Here is an 18092-nt window from a genome sequence, read left to right as displayed (position 1 = left end):
CGCATGTCAGTACATTAGCCGCGCTGCGGTTGGGCGAACCGTGAAGGCGCTGTGCGGGCCGAGCCTGCGGCGCTCGCGGATATGAGCCACACGCGCACTATTCCTGTGGATGTGAGCGAAACGCGCGCCACTGCTGCGGATGTGAGCGAAACGCCGGGAAAGCCGGTCGCAATCCCTGCATCTCCCTCACATCCGCAGGAGCCTCACATCCCGCTCGTCCTGACGAGTGGGGGAAGCCCCACTGCTCGTAGGCGGGAGATAGCGGTATCGGGGAGACACGACGACGCCCGGCCCTCGGTATGCAAGGGCCGACCGTCGGGAGGAACGCTGTTCTGTCCCGAACTCTGCAAAGGCCAGCCGTCGTCGAGTGCCGCGGAGCGCGGCCGAGGCGCGCTCCGGCGAGCGGAGGAGGTGGAGGGGCTGACGGGAATCGAACCCGCGCTGTCTGCTTGGGAAGCAGAAGTTCTACCATTGAACTACAGCCCCGAAGCGCTCTTGAGGAACGCAGAACGCTAGTGTAGCAAGTGCTCTGGTGTACGCGACAATTCGAGGTGGATGCATGCTCTTCAGCGATCGGGACATTCGCGCGGGAATCGATTCCGGGCGCATCGGACTGGACCCCTGGGACCCCGATCTCGTGCAGCCGGCGAGCGTGGACGTGCGGCTCGACCGCTACTTCCGCCTCTTCGACAACCACCGCTATCCCTCGATCGACCCGCGGGAGGAGCAGCCGGAGCTGACCCACCTCCTCGAGGTCGAGGCCGATCAGGCGTTCATCCTGCACCCGGGCGAGTTCGTGCTCGCCTCGACCTTCGAGCAGGTCACGCTCGGCACCGACGTCGCGGCGCGCCTCGAGGGCAAGTCCTCGCTCGGCCGCCTCGGGCTGCTCACGCATTCGACGGCGGGATTCATCGATCCGGGCTTCCAGGGGCACGTCACGCTCGAGCTCTCGAACGTCGCGACGCTGCCGATCAAGCTCTGGCCGGGGATGAAGATCGGCCAGCTGTGCTTCTTCCGGCTCACCTCGGACGTCGAGCACGCCTACGGCTCCGCGAAGTACCAGTCGCGCTATCGCGGGCAGCGCGGCCCGACCGCCTCGCGCTCGTGGAAGAACTTCTCGGTCGCGGACGTCTCGGGCGTCGACGCGGGCTCGCGGGGCGCTTGAGGGGCGCGCCGCAGCCGGGCGCAGGGGGATGAGGCCGGGACGATGACCGATTTCTCCCGGGCCGTGGAGCTCGCCCGCCGGCGCGGCGGGCCGGCGCACCTGCGCATCCTGCACCGCGGCCGGCTCGAGGTCGACGAGCGCATCCGCGTGGGGCCGGAGGCGTCCTTCTGGCCGTTCTCGGTCTCCAAGATCGCCATCGCGACGCTGGTCTGGGCGCTGCACGAGGACGGCGCGCTCGACGTCGACGAGCCGGTGGCGGCGTACTGGCCCGAGTTCGCGCGGGCGGGCAAGCAGGGCATCACGATCCGCGACGTGCTGCGCCACCGCTCGGGGCTGCCGCGGGTGGGCGGCACGCTGGCCGAGGTCGCGGCGATGGCGGACTGGGGCCGGGCCACCGACCGGATCGCCCGCGCCGCGCCCAGGCCGGGCGCCGCCGAGGCGCCCGCCTACGAGTGGCTCGCGTGGGGGTTCATCCTCGGCGAGGCCGCGCAGCGGGCGGCCGGGCGCGCCCTCCCCGGCCTGCTGCGCGAGCGCATCCTCGACCCGATCGGCGCCGAGGGCACCTTCCTGGGGCTGCCCGCCGAGGAGCGCTGGCGCGCCGTGCCCTTCATCGGGCGCGATCCGGGCTCGGCGGCGGTGGCCGCGGTGCTGAACCGGCGCCGGGTCCGCGAGGCGGTCATCCCCGCGGGCGGGGTCTCGACCCGCGCGGGCGATCTCGCCCGGCTGCTCGAGGCGCTGCGCGGGGGAGGCGCGGCGATCGGCCTCTCGGCCGGGTCGGTGCGGGCGATGCGGGAGCCGAGCAACGACGGCGAGTTCGACCGCTTCGCCGGCTCGAGGGTCTGGTGGGGCAACGGGGTGCAGCTCGGCCACCCCGGATCCGGTCCGCTCGGCGCCTCGGCCCTCGGCCGCCGGTCCTCCCCGAGCACCTTCGGGCACAACGGCTCGAACGTGTCGATCGCGTGGACCGATCCGGAGCGCGAGCTCACGTTCGTGTACCTCTCGGCGATCGTCGAGCCGTTCCCGGTCAACCGGCTCCGCCTCATGGCCATCGAGGACGCGGCCTTCGAAGCCGTGGACGGAGCCGGTCGAGGGGCGCACGGCTAGCGTCCGGCCCCGGCCTCGGAGAGGGTGCGGACGGCGAGGGGCACCGATTCGTCGACGGGGGTGTCCCAGTCCTCGTACTCGACGGCGATGGTGTCCGAGTACCCCGCGGCCTCGAGCGCGCGGACGAACCGGCCCCACCACGCCGCGTCGTGCCCCTTGCCGGGCGTCGTGAACTTCCAGGGCGCATCCGCGGGAGGGCTGGTCACGGTGAAGCCGCCGCCCAGCTGGTACGGATCCCGCTCGACGCGGGAGAAGCGGTCGTCGAGCAGGCCGTGCAGCGCCACGGCCTCGGCGTCGACGACGGTGTCCTTGGCCGTGGCCGCCCAGACCCTGCCGCTCAGCCGCTCCACGGCCCGGATCGGATCGATGCCCTGCCAGAACAGGTGGCTCGGGTCGAGGTTCGCGCCGAGGTTCTCCGCCCCGACGCGCTCGAAGAGCCGCAGCAGGGTGTCGGTGTTGTAGACCACGGTGTGGGGATGCGCCTCGACGCAGGCCCGCACCCCTCGCTCCGCCGCGAAGGCGGCGACCTCGCGCCAGAAGGGCACGGCCACCGACCACTGGTACTCGCGGGCGTCGAGCAGCCCCGTCTCCCAGGGCGCCACGTTCCAGCTCGTGAGGCTCGCGGCGGGGTCGCTGCCGGGCGCGCCGGGCATCACGATGATGCGGTCGACGCCCACGAGCGGCGCGAGCTCGATCGCGCGGTAGATGTCCGCCGAGTGCTTCTCGGCGACCTCGGGCCGCGGATGCAGCGGGTTGCCGTTCACGTTCAGGGTGGTCAGCTCGATGCCGCGATCGGAGAACTCGGCGAGCCACGCCGCGCGCCGGTCGGGGTCCTCGAGCAGCCGCGCGGCGTCGCAGTGCGGGGTGGGCACGAAGCCGCCGGCGGCGATCTCCGCGGTCTCGATGCCCCACGCCCGCATGGCGTCGAGCGCGTCGGGCAGGCTCCTGTCGTGCAGGGCCACCATGTACAGGCCGATTCGCATTGGTCTCCTCCGTGTTCGTCGTGGATGGGCGCGGCCGGGCGCGTAGCAAGCGCGCTCGCTCTGACGCTCCTCTTCGAACGTCCGCACGCCGCGCAGGCGCTGCGCGGCGGAGGCCGGGCCTCCAGCCTCTTCCCGAGCGCAGCGACTGCCGAGACCAGCGTACGGCGATGCGGCCCGGGAACACCCGCATCCGTCGCCCTTCAGCTCCGCCCGGGGCGTCGGTAGGCTGGCGGGTGGCCGAACCGAGGAGCAGACACCGTGCCGAACCGCATCGAACACCGCCCGGACCCCTCTCCGAAGGACGTGCGCCGGTGGCGCCGCTACCTCGCGAACGAGCGCGTCGAGGGCGAGACCTATCGCATCCTCGCCGCCAAGCGCGAGGGCGAGGAGCGGGCGATCCTCCTGGGGCTCGCCGAGTCCGAGCGGCGCCACGAGGAGCACTGGGTGCAGAAGCTCGGGCCCCTCGCGGAGAAGGAGGTGCGGGCCGACCTGCATACCCGCGTGCTGGGCCGCTTCGCGAGGCACTTCGGCTCGGTCTTCGCCCTCGCGCTCATGCAGAACTTCGAGTCGCGCACGCCCTACGCCGAGGACCCGGACGCCACGGACCAGATGGAGGCGGACGAGCGGGTGCACGAGGAGGTGGTGCGCTCGCTCGCCACGCGCTCGCGGGCGAGGATGAGCGGCACCTTCCGCGCGGCGGTGTTCGGTGCCAACGACGGTCTCGTCTCGAACCTCGCGCTCGTGCTCGGCGTGGGGGCCACGGGCGTTCCCGCGGGCGTCGTGCTCGCCACGGGCATCTCGGGCCTGCTGGCGGGCGCACTGTCGATGGGTGCGGGCGAGTACGTGTCGGTGAGCTCGCAGCGCGAGCTGCTCGACGCATCCACCCCCAACCCCGACACGCACGAGAAGCTCCCGGCCCTCGACGTCGACGAGAACGAGCTCGCGCTCGTCTACCGGGCGCGGGGGATGGACGAGGAGGAGGCGACGGCGAAGGCGGCGGCCGCCCTCGCCGCGGCGAACCGGTCGACCGGCTCCGTGCCGACCGGCCCCGACCCCGCGGTCGAGGCCGATCACGAGGAGCTCGGCACCCCCTGGGGAGCGGCCTCCTCGAGCTTCATGTTCTTCGCCACCGGCGCGCTGATCCCCGTGCTGCCGTGGCTCTTCGGGATGCACGGCCTCGCGGCGACGATCCTCGCGGCGGCGATCGTCGGCGTCGCCCTCGTCATCACCGGCGGCATCGTGGGCGTGCTCTCGGGCGCGCCGCCGTGGAAGCGCGCCCTGCGGCAGCTGCTCATCGGCTTCGGGGCCGCCGCGGCCACCTACCTGCTCGGCCTCGCGTTCGGCGGGGTAGTCGGCTGACGCCCGCCGCGGGGTCTCGCCGGCATCGGATGCGGCCCCGGCGGCTGCGGCCTCGGCGCACAGATGCGTCGCAATCTGCGGTTTCGGCGGGTCCGGAACAGCATTCTGCGACGCATCTGTGCGAGGGCGCCCGTCAGCTCAGGCGCTCCACCTCGACGAACACCACGTCGGCGTCCCCGTCGCGGTTCTCGATGCGATGCTCGGCGCCGGCCGAGCGCGTATAGCTCTCGCCGCACTCGAGCTCGGCCGCGAACTCCCCGCCGTCGGCCTGCAGCACGTGCATCGTGCCGGTGACGAGCGGCACCACCACGTAGTCGTGCTCGTGGCGGTGCATGGGGATGGCGCCGCCCGGCTCGATCGTCCACCTCGTCACCCGGAACCGATCGTCCTCGAGCTGCACATCGCCGCGGGACCCGGGCGTCATCGCGTCCGCCATGCCGCTACTGCCCGTCCGGGGCGCCCACGACGAGCTGGCCCGACTGCGATCCCTGGGTGACCGTCACGGTCTGCGTCGCGCCCGCGTACTCGAACTCGCACTGGAAGGACGTGCCCTGCTCGACCTTGACCCAGTCGGGGCAGTTCACCTCCTGGAGGTCGCTGAGGCCGTAGTCGTCGCGCAGCACGGAGACGACCTCGCGCTCCACGGCGGCGGTGTCGTAGCTCTGGAAGCGGTCGGCGTACAGGTAGCCGGCCACGAGGCCGGCGGCGATGCCGATCGGCAGCAGCAGCGAGAGCAGCACGACGGTGGCGCGGGCGCCGCGGCCGGTGCGGGCGTCCTGCTTCGTCGCGGGGCTCGTCGGATGCGCGGATGCGGAGCCGGGCCCGGGCGTGTGGCCCGGCGTCCTGCCCGGCGCGCCGAACGCCGCGGTCGCGCTGCCGAACTGCGAATGCTGGGGGGAGCCGTGCTGAGGAGCGCCGTGCTGGGGCGCGCCGTGCGGAGTCGAGGGCCGCGGGCGGCCGTAGGCGCCGTCGTGGCCCGACGGCGTTCTGCCGGGCGCCGATCCGTCGGGCGCCGATCCGCCGGGCACTGATCCGCCGGGCGCCGAAGGCCCCTGCGCCGCGCCCCCGTGCCGGGGCGCCGCGCTGCGCGGCGGCACCCCGAAGGGCTGCTGCCCCGGTGCGCCCGATCCGCTCGCGCCGCCGGGCCCGGCCGGGCGGGACGCCGAGCCCTGCCCGGAGTTCCCCGGGCCGTTCCAGCCCGAGGCCGAACCCGTCGATCGGGGCGCCTCGCGGCCAGGATCCGCACCCGGTCGGGCGCCCGCGTCCCCGCGCTGCGCAGCCAGCGGGGGCAGACTGGGCATCCCGCCTTCGGCCGAGGAGTCCCGCGCCGCCGAGTCCCCCGCCGTCGAATCCCGCGCCGCCGATTCCGGGGTCGCCGCGCCGTGCGCTCCCGGCGTCTGCGCTCCCGGGGCCTGCGCTCCCGGAGTCTGCCCCGCGGCGTCCGGCCCCGCGGCATCCTGCGCCTCGTGGCCCTCCGGCCGCTGCTCGCGGCGTTCGTCATCCCCGCCGAACGTGTGGTGTGTCATGGTCGCTTCCTCGCCGCTCGCCTAGAGCTTGGACAGAAATTCTTCGAGCTGTGCCTCCGAGGTGATCTGGTAGAGATCGTTCCTCGGAATATCTGATCGGCTCACGGGCTGCATGTCGCCCGAGGCCTCGAGGCTCGTGATCTCGAAGCCGATCTGCAGCGAGAGCTGCTCGCCGTTCTCGCCCTCCACGACGCCGTTCACCTCGATCTTGTTCACGAGCCCGTCGGCGTTGACCCACAGGTGCATGGGCACCACGGTCTCGCTGTCGAAGCCGCGCAGGTCGCCCTCGTCGAGCCCCAGGCCGGCCGCGACGAGCGAGGTCACCGACACCGCGGTCGAGAAGTGCTGGCTGCCCGACTCGGAGCGCGAGAGCTGCACGGGCACCGCGTCGAGCTCGTCCTGGGTCGTGTTCCAGGCGCCGATGAGCGCGCACATGTAGGAGACCGCGAAGAGCTGGCAGTTCCGCTCCGGGTCGCTCTGCCGCTGCAGGTCGGCGACGGGCATCACCACCCAGCTCTTGCCGTCGGAGGCCTGCTCCTTGAGCGCGTCGCCGAGGAGGTAGTAGGTCTCGCTGGACCCGGCCTCGTGCGACTGGTCGAAGGAGTAGCCGTCCTGATCGGTGATGAGCCGGGAGACGTAGCTTTCGCCGCTCACCGAGGTCTCGTACTCCATGTGCAGCCGCACGCTCGTGCCCTCGAGGTGCAGATAGCCGACGGCCTGGAACTCCTGCAGCTGCGAGACGCCGGAGGTCGAGTCGAGGTTGAGCAGGGCGTCGCCGGCGCCGAGGTGGAACTCCGCCTTCTCGTCGTGATGGGCGACCACCCAGGGGCTGATCGGCTCGCCGACGCCGAGGGGCGCGCAGCCGGTGAGGCCGAGCGCGAGCAGGGCGGCCGCGCCGAGGGCGCGCCGCGTGCGGGATCGTGTCGTGGATCGCATCACTGGCCGTCGAGCTCCTCGTAGAGGTTGAGCGCGGTCTGCCCGAGCACCGGCGTATTGGTGTCCTGGCCGCCGTTCTGCCCCGCCGTGATCGTGGAGGTCACGCCCACGAGGTAGCCGGTGCCGGAGGCCGAGTCGTAGTCGGCGAGCCAGCCGCCGCCCGAGGCGCCCTGCGTCATCGTGCAGTCGTGCGTGTAGCCGCCCTGCCAGTTGGACCGGAACGAGGTGGAGGCGCACATGTACTCCTCGCGGCCGTCGTAGGGCGGCGCCGTCGGGTAGCCGATCTGCGTGAGCGTCTCGACGGGGACGCCGAAGGCGATGCCCTGGCCGCCCGTGACCTCCTGGATCGTCTGCCCGTTCTGCTCCTCCATCTTGATGAAGGCGAAGTCGTAGTTCCAGCCCTCATCGCTCTGCAGGTATCCCTGCTCGTCGGTGATGGCCTTGTCGACGAACTCCTGCGGCACCGACACCGAGACGGCGGCCCACGAGCCGTAGGGCGCCTCCTGCATGTCGTTGCGGTCGCCGGGCACGAAGATCACCTTGTCGGCGAGCGTGCCCTGCCCGTCGGTGCTCACGACGCAGTGCGCGGCGGTCGCGACGATGCTGCCCGAGGTCGAGTTGACGACCGTGGCCGAGCACACGTTGAGATCCACCCCGTCGAACGTGAAGTAGAGGCGGCCGAACGTCGACGCGCCCAGCCCCTCCCGATCGAACACCTCGGCCTCCGAGACGGTGCCGTAGCCCTGCGGGCTCGAGGGCATCGAGGCGGTCGCGGGCAGGTACGCGCCCGTGGCCGGATCGCCCGGGCCGGGGGGCAGGCTGTTGTCGGGCTGCTCGAACTCCATGCCCTCGGCATCCTCGAGCTTGTCGGGGTCGGACCAGAAGTCGTGCGACTCCTGCGGGGTCGACTCGAAGTCCTCCCGCAGCCCGGAGTCGGCGCTGTAGACCTCGGGGAGGTAGGGCGCGTAGCCGTCCGCCGACGGGACGCCCTCGACGTTCGAGGTCGCGCACCCGGTGAGCGCGACGGCCGCCGCCACCGTGGCGAGGAACGCTCCCGAACGGCGCAGTCGGTGGCGTGGGTGTGGCATCGGGATCCCTTCGGGCAGGTGCGAGGTGCCTCAAGTCTCTCGTATTCTGCCTGCATTTGACGTCGTCCGGTGGTCGGAGGCGCACTGCGACACGCGGGGCGGCAGGAATGAAACCCCGGGCCCGCCCGTTGATCCGGGACATGACGAAGATTTCGGTGCTCGACCTCATCCCCGTCGCGTCGGACCAGCGCGTGCCCGAGGCGCTCGCCTCGGCCCGCGAGTTCATCGCCGCCGCGGACCGGCTCGGCTACCACCGCTACTGGGTGGCCGAGCATCACAACACCGAGGCCATCGCCTCGACCTCGCCCGCCGTGGTGCTCGCGAACCTCGGCACGGCCACCGAGCGCATCCGCCTCGGCTCCGGCGGCGTGATGCTGCCGAACCACTCGCCGCTCATCGTGGCCGAGCAGTTCGCGCTGCTCGAGGGCATGTTCCCCGGCCGCGTGGACGTCGGCCTCGGCCGCGCGCCGGGCACCGACCCGATCACGGCCCGGGCGCTGCGCCGCGACATGTCGCGCGAGGCGGTCGACCGCTATCCCTCGGACGTGATCGAGCTCGCCGGGTACCTGGGCGACGTGCGCGAGCAGGTGGATGCGGGGATCTTCGAGAAGCTCAAGGCCGCCGCGGACCTCGAGCACCGGCCCGAGATCTGGCTGCTCGGCTCGAGCCTCTACTCGGCCGAGCTCGCCGGGCTGCTGGGCCTGCCGTTCTCGTACGCGAACCACTTCGCGATGGGGCAGAACGCGGTGGGAGCGCTGCAGCACTACCGCGAGCACTTCACGCCCTCGCCGGTGCTCGACAAGCCGCGCGCGATGGTGTCGGCCACGGTGCTCGTCGCCGACAGCCTCGAGGAGGCCCGCGCCCTCGACCTGCCGACCCGGGTGAACCGCTACGAGCTGATGGCGGGCAAGCTCGGGCGGCTGAAGTCGCCGGAGGAGGCGCGCGAGTTCGCCGAGCGCGTCGAGGCCACCGAGATCTGGCACCGGTCGAGCGGCAGCCAGCACGTCGGCCCCATCCAGCTCGTGGCCAACGGCATCCGGGCCCTGCGCGATCAGACCGGCGCCGACGAGATCATGCTGCAGGCGAACGGGCACGACGTCGCCACCCGCATCCGCTCCATCACGGAGATCGCGGAGGCGCTCGAGCTCTCCTGAGCCGACTGCCGACTGCCGACTGCCGCCCGGGACCGGATGCTGGGACCACCCGGCCCTGAGCCCCTGACGACCGGTTCGCCCCTCGCAGATGCGTCGCAGTTCGCGGTTATGCACGGCCTAGAACCGCGAACTGCGACGCATCTGCGGCGCCGCGCCCGCCACAGGGTCCCGGCCCGGCCATAGACGCGTCGCGGCCTGCGGCGATGCACGGGTCATCGCCGCAGGCCGCGACGCCTCGGTCGAGCCGGGCTCGGGATCAGTGGGTGTAGCCCTCGTACTGCTGGCTCCGCTTCGGGGCCAGCACGGCGCCGAGCACGCTGATCAGGGCGAACAGGATCAGCATGACCGCGGCGGGCCACCAGGCGTCGCCCGAGGCCGTCACGAGCGCCGTGGCGATGAGCGGGGTGAGCCCCGCGATCACCTGGGTGCCGTTGTAGGTGACCGAGACGCCCGAGAGCCGCACCGAGGCGGGGAAGAGGCCCGTGAGGATCGGCCCCGCGGCGGCGAAGGAGTAGGTGAGCAGCGAGACGCCGATGACGACACCGATCGTCACCAGCGGGATGCTCGTGGTCTGGATGAGCAGGAAGCAGGGGAACGCGGCCACGGCGGTCGCGATGCCGGCCCAGATGATGACGCGCGAGGCGCCGAACCGCGAGGCGAGCCGTCCGGCGTGGAGCACCGAGGCGAGCTGGAAGACCGCGCCGATCAGCGTGGCCATGAGGATCATGTCGCGGTCGATGCCGAGCACGCGGGTGCCGTAGTTCATGACGAAGGTGGTGACGATGTAGAACCCGGCGGTGCCGAGCAGGGCCGCGCCGATGCCGATGAGCAGCTGGCGCCACGAGGTCTTGAAGACCGCGGAGAGGGGCGCCTTCTCCTGCTCCCCGCTCTCCTTGAGCTCGGTGAACACCGGCGACTCGCTGAGCTTGGCCCGCAGCCACAGCGCGACGAGCAGCAGCGGGATGGCGGCGAGGAACGGGATGCGCCAGCCCCAGGAGTCGAAGTTGTCGGTGCTGAGGTAGAGGGCGAGCAGGAAGAACCCGCCCGAGGAGAGGATCGTCGCGATGGGCGAGCCGAGCTGCGGCAGCGCGGCCATGCGGGCGCGCATCTTCAGCGGCGCGTTCTCGACCGCGAGGGTCATCGCGCCCGACCACTCGCCGCCGATGAACACGCCCTGGAACAGGCGCAGCACCACGAGGAAGATCGGCGCCCAGATGCCGATCGAGGCGTAGTTGGGCAGGACGCCGATGATGCCGGTGGCCGCGCCGATGCCGACGACGGTGATCATGAGGACGGCCTTGCGGCCCACCTTGTCGCCCAGCCAGCCGAAGAACAGGCCGCCGAGCGGCCGCACGAGGAAGCCGACCGCGAGGGTGGCGAACGCCGCCATCGACGCGGTCGCGGCGTTCTCGCTCACGAAGTACTGCACGTTGAACACCAGCGCGGCGGCGGTGTTGAACAGGAAGTAGTCGTACCACTCCAGCACGTTGCCGACGAGGGCGCCGTAGGCGGCGCGCTTCGCATCGCGAGGCGTGATCTGATTCACCGTGGCGGTTTCGAGGTCCGCCTGAGAGCCTTTCGGCTGAGGATTCTCGTGTGGCTTCGAGCTCATATCGAGTTCGGCCTCCTTCTTCAGTCTGCTCGTCGTCGAGCTCCGCGTTGCGCAAGCTGTCGCGCATGTCCGTAATCGAGGCTCCCAGCTCGGCGGGCACGAGGCACTAGGCAACTGTCGCGCACCTTTCGAGCAACCGTGTGCACATGCACACCGGAGGCTGTGCGAGGCTCGAACGGCGGATCCCACCCGACAGCCGAATGCGAAGGAGCCGGTATGGCAGCGATCACGATCACCGATTGGGGAACCCTCGACCCGACCGAGGCGGTCGCCTATCTCGAGGGGCAGGGCCACGAGGTCGTGCTGCTCGACACCCTCGATCCCGCGCGGATCGTCGAGCGGACGCCCGAGTGCGACGCGATCATCGCGAGCTTCATCGAGCTCAGCGCCGAGACGCTGGCCGCGCTCCCGAACCTCCGGGTGATCGCGACCGCCGCGGTGGGCTACAACAAGATCGACATCGAGGCCGCCCGCAGCCGCGGCATCGACGTCTGCAACATGCCGCCCGAGGCCACGGAGGAGGTCTCCACGCACGCGGTCGCGGGCATCCTCGGCATGCTGCGCGAGCTGCGCCCCTCCGCCGAGCAGGTGGAGGCCGGCGGCTGGGACTACTCCGCGCTCCCCATGCCGCCGCGGGTGAGCGAGCTCGCCCTCGGCCTGTTCAGCTTCGGCCGCATCGCGCGCGCCGTGGCCGAGCGCGCCCGGCCGTTCTTCGGCCGCGTGATCGCCTACGACCCCTTCGTCCCGGAGGACGCGTGGCAGGAGGGCGTCGAGCGCGTCGACTCCACAGACGCGCTGCTCGCGCAGTCGGACGTGCTCAGCCTGCACTCGCTGCTCACCGAGCAGACGCGCGGCTTCCTCGGCAGGGAGAACCTCGCGAAGCTCCCCGAGGGCGCCTACGTGGCGAACGTCGCGCGCGGCGAGCTCATCGACGAGGACGCGCTCGCGGATGCGCTCGACGCCGGCCGCGTCCGCGGCGCCTTCCTCGACGTGCTCGAGACCGAGCCTGCGCTGCCCGGCAACCGGCTCGTGCGGCATCCGCGGGCCATGGTGACGCCGCACGCCGCGTTCCGCAGCGCGACCACGGTGCGCAAGTACTTCCTGATCCCCGCCGAGAACGTGTGCCTCGTGCTCGCGGGCGAGCGGCCGCACACGCTCGTCAACTGAGCGCCCGCGGGCCGCGCCCTCCTGCCGTCGGAATTGTGCAGAAGCCCAAATAGAGGCGCGGCCGCTCGCGCGGGCCTACGCCCAGGCGAGCACCACGCGCGCGGCCGCGACCGGCACCGTCACGTCGATGCCCGTGAGCTCGGTGAACCGGCGCATCCGGTTCGTCATCGTGTTGCGGTGGCAGAACATGCGCGCGGCCGCCGCGTGGACGCTGCCGGTGTCGAGGTAGGCGCGGATCGACTGCTCGAGGGCCTCGCGCTCCGCCGGGGTGCACTCCGCCAGCCCCGCCTCGATGCTCAGGATGAGGTCGAGATGCGTGTCGGAGAGGGACTTGCGGACGAGCCGCGGCCAGTCGTCGAACCGCCGGCGCTTGACCTCGTCGCGGGGCGGCAGGCCCGCCAGTTCCGTCGCGAGGCGCGCGCCGGACCACACCTCGGCGAAGCCGTCCACGGCCACCGCCCCGCCGAAGGTGCCCTCGCGGATCGCCTGCAGGGCGGGTCGCGAGTACCAGGTCGCCGCGGTGGTGAGCACGAGCAGCGTGCCGCCGCGGTAGAACGAGATCACCGACCCGCCGACCCGCTTGTTGCCGGTCAGCAGGCGGCGCAGGGTGGTCGCCTCCTTGCCCTCCGCCGCGAGGATCACGTAGCGGGCGTCCATCGGCATCCCGAGCGCCTCGGCGATCTCGACCGTGCGCTCGCGGTTCGGCCGGCTGGCGTCGACGAGCTCGGAGATGAGCGCGCGCTGCGTGAGCTGTCGCTCGTCGGTGAGCATCTCGCGCTCGACGAGATAGCCGTCCTGGGCCCGGCGCGCGTACTCGTCCACGATCTGCCACACGTAGTCGGCGTGCCGCAGCAGCAGCGGCGCGTCGTCGGCGCTCGCGACCGAGACGAGTGCGTTCCACAGCACGAGGTAGTCGAGCCGGATCGCCGTCATGAGCGCCTCCCGCGAGACCCCGGCGCGGGCGCGCGAGGTGCCGAGGGCGAAGGCGGCCGACTCCAGGGCCTCCGCCGTGTCCTCGCGCATCCGGCCGATGAGGCCGCGGAAGGAGGACTCCGCGGCCTCGGCGAGCGCCCGGCGCTCGACCTTGCCGTCGCGGTACTCCTCGACGTCGTCGAGCCGGCGGAGGAAGTCGTCGCGCAGGCGCTCGAGGTCGAGGAGGTCGAGCAGCGCGAGCCAGCGCTCGCGGTCGCCGTCCAGCGGCCGGCTCGACAGCGCGGCCCCCGCGGCGGACTCGGATGGGTCGGGCAGATCGGGCACGGCGGACCTCCGGCATCAGGATGTGCAGATACCCAATACCGTAGCGATTTTCGGGGGCGTATGCCCCGTGCATTGTGCAAACTCAACTGGCAAGGTGGCAGTGTGCCGGCGCCGGAGCCGGCCGATCCCGCATCCGGGATCCCCAAGCCGTGTTGAGAGGAAGACACCATGCCCCAGTCCCGTTCGGTCGGCCACCTCATCGTCGAGACGCTCGCCGCGCACGGCGTGCCGCGGGTGTACTCGGTGCCCGGCGAGAGCTTCCTCGACGTGCTCGACGGGCTGTACGACTCGGCGATCGAGAACGTGGTGTGCCGCCAGGAGGGCGGCGCCGGCTTCATGGCGCTCGCGGAGGGCCGCCTCACGGGCCGCCCAGGCATCGCGATGGTGACCCGCGGGCCCGGCGCCGCGAACTTCTTCATCGCCGCGCACTGCGCCTACCAGGACGCCACGCCGCTCGTGTGCTTCGTCGGGCTCGTGCCCGTGGACGACCGCCGCCGGGAGTCCTTCCAGGAGTTCAGCATCGACAGCTGGTTCGGCTCGACGGCCAAGCGGGTGCTCACGGTGGAGGCCGCCGACCAGGCGGGCGAGATCGTCGCCGAGGCGATGCACATCGCGGTCTCGGGCCGCCCCGGCCCCGTCGTGGTGGGGCTGCCCGAGGACCTGCTGCGCGAGCTCAGCGAGGCGCCCGCCCCCGCGCCGCGGGCCGTGGCGGCCCCGGCGCCGAGCAGCGCCGACCTCGAGGGCCTGCGGCGCCGCATCCTCGCCGCGGAGCGGCCCTTCCTGCTCGCCGGGGGCGACGCGTTCTTCGGCGGCGCCGGCCGGCGCCTGGCCGACTGGGCGCTCGAGCAGCGCATCCCCGTGGCCGCCGACTGGCGCAACTACGACGCGGTGCCGAACGACCACCCCGCCTACATCGGCTGGCCCGGATACGGCCGCCGCGACAGCATCGTGGCGGCGCTCGAGGAGGCCGACCTGTTCATCGGCGTCGGCGCCGTGCGCGGCGACGTCATGAGCGAGGGCTACACGGCCGGGCTGCGGGCCGAGACCGTGCTCGTCTCCACGGACGCGCAGCTGCTGCAGCACTCGGGCCGTGTGGACCAGCACATCGCCTCGACCCCGGCGAACCTCGTCGAGGCGCTCGAGGGACTCGGCGATCTCCGCGGCGCCCGCAGCGCCGACCGCGTCGAGGCGCTGCGCGCGAGCCAGGAGCGGTTCGCGGCGGTCTCGGAGCACGAGCCGGTGCGCACGGGGGTGGACCTCGAGCTCGTGTTCGACGAGCTCGAGCGTCGGCTCGGCGAGGACCGCGTCGTCACCTACGGCGCCGGCAACGCCACGATCTGGGGCCACCGGCAGCTCACCCACAACCGGCCCAACAGCCTCGTCGCCTCCCGCAACGGCGCGATGGGCATGGCCGTGCCCGCCGCCGTGGCCGGCGCGCTCGTCTTCCCCGACCGCCGCGCGGTGGCCATCTGCGGCGACGGCGACTTCTTCATGAACGGCCAGGAGGTCGCGACGCTGGTCGCGCAGGGAGGTCGCGCCCTGTTCGTGGTCGTGGACAACGCGAAGTTCGCCACGATCGTCGAGCACCAGGAGCGCTGGTACCCGGGCCGGCCGTCCGGCACGGGTCTCGTGAACCCCGACTTCGCCGCCTGGGTCGAGACCTTCGGCGGTCGCGGCGCCCGGCTCGACTCGAACGAGCGCATCGCCGAGACGATCGCCGAGCTGCTCGAGTTCGACGGCCCGGCGCTGCTCCACCTCGTGATCGACCCGGCCACCCCGTCGCCCAGCGGCGCCGGCTACTAGGGAGGCGGTCATGCTCGACCTGCTCATCACCGCCGACCGCATCCTCACCCTGGACCCCGAGCGTCCGGAGGCCCGGCGCATGGGCGTGCTCGGCGGCCGCATCGTCGGCTTCGACGAGCACGTCGACGGCCTCGAGGCGCGCAGCACCGAATCCTTCCCGGGCCGCACGATCGTGCCCGGCTTCATCGACGCCCACTGCCACACCACCTGGTGGGGGCTGGGGCTCAACGGCGCCCCGGTCGCCGCGGCGCGCGGGCTCGAGGAGTTCTACGACGTGCTGCGCGCGGAGGTCGCGAAGCTCGACGAGGACGAGTGGGTCTACGGCATCGGCTTCAACGAGCGCCATCACGGCGGCGCGATCCCCGATCTCGCGACGGTGGACGAGATCACCGGCTCGCGGCCCATGTACATCCGCAACGAGTCCGGCCACTCGGCGCTCACGAACACGGCCACGCTGCGCCGCATCGGGGCGTTCGCGGAGGACTACCGCGATCCGGAGGGCGGCGCGCTCGTCAGGGACGCCGCCGGCCGGTACACGGGCCTCGTCGAGGAGACCGCGCAGTCGCTGCTGCAGGCGCTCCTCGTGCCGTACTCGCAGGAGCGGATCGTCGCCGCGCTCGACACCGCCACCGCGAAGTACGCGGAGCAGGGCATCACGAGCTTCGCGGAGGCGGGCGTCGGCGGCGGCTGGATCGGGCACTCGCCCGTCGAGATCGCCGCCTACCAGGCCGCGAAGGAGCAGGGGCGGCTGCACGCGCGGGCCCAGCTCATGCCCGCGATCGACGCGGTGCAGCCGATCTCCGGCAACGCGGAGGACTTCGCGGGGGAGGGGAGCGGCGCGGGCTTCACGCTGGGCGTCCGGACCGGATTCGGCGACGCCCGGCTCTCGCTCGGCCCCGTCAAGGTGTTCACCGACGGCTCGCTGCTGGGCGCCACCGCGGCCGTCACCGAATCCTTCTGCGGGCACGAGCACAACCTCGGCTACCTGCAGGCCTCGCCCGAGGAGCTGCGCGAGCAGGTCCGCGCCGTCTACCGCGCGGGATGGCGCATCGCCGTGCACGCGATCGGCGACGCCGCGATCGACCTCGCGCTCGACCTCATCGAGGAGTGCCAGGAGGCGTACGGCATGCCGACGCCGGTCGCGGGCGAGCACGCGCCGAACCGCGTCGAGCACTTCGGCATCGCCCGCCCCGACCAGATCGAGCGGGCCGCGCGGCTCCGCATCGCCGTGACCCCGCAGCACGGATTCATCCGCACCTTCGGCTCGCGGATGGTGGAGCGGGTCGGCGAGGGGCGCCGCGCGCTGCTCTACCGGGGGAAGCGGCTCGCGGAGGCCGGCGTCGTCGTCGCCGGCTCGAGCGACAGCCCGGTCGTGGACAACAACGTCCGCGACGCCATGCAGGCCGCGGTCGAGCGGATCGCGGACGACGGCAGCGTGATCGGCGAGGGCGAGGGCTTCACCCGCGAGGAGGCGCTGCGCCTCTACACCGAGTGGGGCGCCCGGGCCACCGGCCAGCTCGCCGACCGGGGCACCCTCTCGCCGGGCAAGCTGGCCGACTTCGTCGTGCTCGACCGGTCGCCGCTCAAGGCGGAGCATCTCGGCGAGCTCCGCATCGAGGCGACCTTCATGGGCGGCGACGCGACTTACGACGCGCGCGGCTGATCGCGCGCGGACACACGGATACTGAGGACGGACACATGACTTTGGACGGACAGGCATTTCTCGAGCACTTCCGCTCGATGAGCGAGATCGGCGCGACCGCGGGCGGCGGCGTCGACCGGCAGGCGGCGACGGTCGCCGACGGGCAGAACCGCCACTGGTTCCGCGGGGTGGTCGAGTCGCACGGCTTCGAGGTCCGCTACGACGAGGTGGGCAACCAGTTCGCCCTGCTCGAGCTCGCGCCCGGCGCGCCGTGGGTGGCCGTGGGCTCCCACCTCGACTCGCAGCCGACCGCCGGCCGCTTCGACGGGGCCTACGGCGTGCTCGCGGGGGCGCACGCCGCCGCCCGCCTCGCCGGGCTCGAGGGAGCCAAGTACAACATCGCGGTGATCAACTGGTTCAACGAGGAGGGCTCGCGGTTCAAGCCCTCGATGATGGGCAGCTCGGTGTTCACCGGCAAGCTGGCCGCCGAGGCCGTGCTCGAGACCACCGACCCCGACGGCGTCTCGGTGCGCGAGGCGCTCGAGGGCATCGGCACCATCGGCGACTTCGCACTCGAGGTGGCCGCCTACGTGGAGATCCACGTCGAGCAGGGGCGCTCGCTCGAGGACTCGGGCGCGCAGATCGGCCTCGTGGAGTCCACGTGGGGCGCGCACAAGTACGAGTTCACGGTCAAGGGCGAGCAGGCGCACACCGGCTCGACCATGATCGCCGACCGCCGGGACGCGATGCTCGGCGCCGCGCTGCTCATCAGCTCGGCCCGCGACGTCGCGGACCGCTTCACCGACGAGTCCGGTACCGTCGTCACCTCCTGCGGCGAGCTATACGTCTACCCGAACTCCCCCGTGGTCGTCGCGAGCGAGGTGCGGATGCTCGTCGACATCCGGGCCACCGGCGCCGAGCGGCTCGAGGCCGCGGTCGCCGCGTTCGAGGAGCGCATCCGCGAGGCCGCCGACCGGGCGCGCGTCGAGATCGAGCGCGGGGCCGAGCACTCCTGGACCGCGCAGGAGTACGACGGGCGCGGCGTGGAGCTCGCCCGGGCCGCCGCGGAGTCGCTCGGGCTGAGCAGCCGGGTCGTGCGCACCGTCGCCGGCCACGACTCGACGAACATGAAGGACGTCGTCCCTACGATCATGCTGTTCGTCCCCAGCGTGGAGGGCATCTCGCACAACGAGCGGGAGCTCACGCGCGACGAGGACATGACCGCCGGGGTCGACCTGCTCACCGAGGTGCTCCGCCGCGTCGTGCGGGGCGAATACGCGTACGCCGAGTGACCCG

At 72.3% G+C, this 18092-nt stretch carries 15 protein-coding genes and 1 tRNA gene; 8 read left to right on the top strand and 8 right to left on the bottom strand.

All coding sequences use genetic code 11. The features are described from left to right. Positions 1–412 precede the first annotated feature (412 nt). Positions 413–486 (bottom strand) — tRNA-Gly (locus FM112_RS12260). 73 nt (positions 487–559) lie between these two features. Here FM112_RS12260 and dcd point away from each other — a divergent pair. Continuing rightward, positions 560–1165: a dCTP deaminase gene (gene dcd, locus FM112_RS12255; RefSeq protein ID WP_087007958.1), complete on the top strand. Its 606-nt coding sequence runs from the start codon at positions 560–562 to the stop codon at positions 1163–1165. Between the two features lie 42 nt (positions 1166–1207). Next, entirely contained in the window at positions 1208–2269 is a 1062-nt protein-coding gene (locus FM112_RS12250; RefSeq protein WP_087007956.1) for a serine hydrolase, read from the top strand. Here FM112_RS12250 and FM112_RS12245 read toward each other — a convergent pair. After that, positions 2266–3252 carry a sugar phosphate isomerase/epimerase gene (locus tag FM112_RS12245; protein WP_087007954.1) on the bottom strand — a complete coding sequence of 329 codons (987 nt, stop codon included), beginning with the start codon at positions 3250–3252 and terminating at the stop codon, positions 2266–2268. The two genes, FM112_RS12250 and FM112_RS12245, sit on opposite strands and share 4 nt — an antisense overlap. 258 nt (positions 3253–3510) lie before the next feature. On the opposite strand from FM112_RS12245, the gene FM112_RS12240 reads away from it, so the two are divergent. Continuing rightward, the gene (locus FM112_RS12240) at positions 3511–4611 is read left to right on the top strand and encodes a VIT1/CCC1 transporter family protein (RefSeq protein WP_087007952.1); all 1101 of its coding nucleotides are present in this window, start codon (positions 3511–3513) and stop codon (positions 4609–4611) included. Positions 4612–4744: 133 nt separating this feature from the next. On the opposite strand, the gene FM112_RS12235 is transcribed toward FM112_RS12240, so the two are convergent. From FM112_RS12235 to FM112_RS12220, 4 genes are read right to left on the bottom strand one after another with little or no spacing between them, the layout of a single operon-like run. Then, on the bottom strand, positions 4745–5035 hold the full coding sequence (locus FM112_RS12235; protein WP_087008060.1) for a cupin domain-containing protein: 291 nt from the start codon (positions 5033–5035) through the stop codon (positions 4745–4747). A gap of 16 nt (positions 5036–5051) precedes the next feature. Beyond that, positions 5052–6137 carry a DUF4333 domain-containing protein gene (locus FM112_RS12230; protein WP_087007949.1) on the bottom strand — a complete coding sequence of 362 codons (1086 nt, stop codon included), beginning with the start codon at positions 6135–6137 and terminating at the stop codon, positions 5052–5054. A gap of 21 nt (positions 6138–6158) precedes the next feature. Then, positions 6159–7073, bottom strand: coding sequence for a hypothetical protein (locus tag FM112_RS12225; protein WP_087007947.1), 915 nt, complete (start codon positions 7071–7073; stop codon positions 6159–6161). Beyond that, positions 7073–8161: a serine protease gene (locus FM112_RS12220; RefSeq protein ID WP_140400678.1), complete on the bottom strand. Its 1089-nt coding sequence runs from the start codon at positions 8159–8161 to the stop codon at positions 7073–7075. Before FM112_RS12220 ends, FM112_RS12225 begins: the two co-directional genes overlap by 1 nt. 140 nt (positions 8162–8301) lie before the next feature. Between FM112_RS12220 and FM112_RS12215 the strand changes: the two genes are divergently transcribed. Next, positions 8302–9315, top strand: coding sequence for an LLM class flavin-dependent oxidoreductase (locus FM112_RS12215; RefSeq protein WP_087007942.1), 1014 nt, complete (start codon positions 8302–8304; stop codon positions 9313–9315). 256 nt (positions 9316–9571) lie between these two features. Here the strand turns inward: FM112_RS12215 and FM112_RS12210 are convergent, their stop codons facing one another. Next, positions 9572–10861 carry an MFS transporter gene (locus tag FM112_RS12210; RefSeq protein WP_254910483.1) on the bottom strand — a complete coding sequence of 430 codons (1290 nt, stop codon included), beginning with the start codon at positions 10859–10861 and terminating at the stop codon, positions 9572–9574. Positions 10862–11143: 282 nt separating this feature from the next. Between FM112_RS12210 and FM112_RS12205 the strand changes: the two genes are divergently transcribed. Continuing rightward, positions 11144–12094 carry a C-terminal binding protein gene (locus FM112_RS12205; RefSeq protein ID WP_087007938.1) on the top strand — a complete coding sequence of 317 codons (951 nt, stop codon included), beginning with the start codon at positions 11144–11146 and terminating at the stop codon, positions 12092–12094. Between the two features lie 75 nt (positions 12095–12169). Here FM112_RS12205 and FM112_RS12200 read toward each other — a convergent pair whose 3' ends face one another. After that, the gene (locus FM112_RS12200) at positions 12170–13351 is read right to left on the bottom strand and encodes a CdaR family transcriptional regulator (protein WP_087007936.1); all 1182 of its coding nucleotides are present in this window, start codon (positions 13349–13351) and stop codon (positions 12170–12172) included. A gap of 168 nt (positions 13352–13519) precedes the next feature. Here FM112_RS12200 and FM112_RS12195 point away from each other — a divergent pair, with 168 nt between their 5' ends. Genes FM112_RS12195 through FM112_RS12185 form a run of 3 tightly spaced genes read left to right on the top strand, consistent with a single transcriptional unit; the run spans position 13520 to position 18088 of the window. After that, complete coding sequence (locus FM112_RS12195; RefSeq protein WP_087007934.1) at positions 13520–15154, top strand: thiamine pyrophosphate-dependent enzyme; 1635 nt, start codon at positions 13520–13522, stop codon at positions 15152–15154. Positions 15155–15164: 10 nt separating this feature from the next. Continuing rightward, the gene (locus tag FM112_RS12190) at positions 15165–16817 is read left to right on the top strand and encodes an amidohydrolase (protein WP_087007932.1); all 1653 of its coding nucleotides are present in this window, start codon (positions 15165–15167) and stop codon (positions 16815–16817) included. Between the two features lie 35 nt (positions 16818–16852). Beyond that, complete coding sequence (locus tag FM112_RS12185; protein WP_087007930.1) at positions 16853–18088, top strand: M20 family metallo-hydrolase; 1236 nt, start codon at positions 16853–16855, stop codon at positions 18086–18088. The last annotated feature ends 4 nt before the right edge of the window (positions 18089–18092 follow it).

It is taken from the genome of Gulosibacter sp. 10, from assembly GCF_900163695.1.
Classification (GTDB): domain Bacteria; phylum Actinomycetota; class Actinomycetes; order Actinomycetales; family Microbacteriaceae; genus Gulosibacter.
The sequence above is the reverse complement of the archived record's forward strand: the minus strand, read 5'-3'. Positions and strand labels throughout refer to the sequence as shown.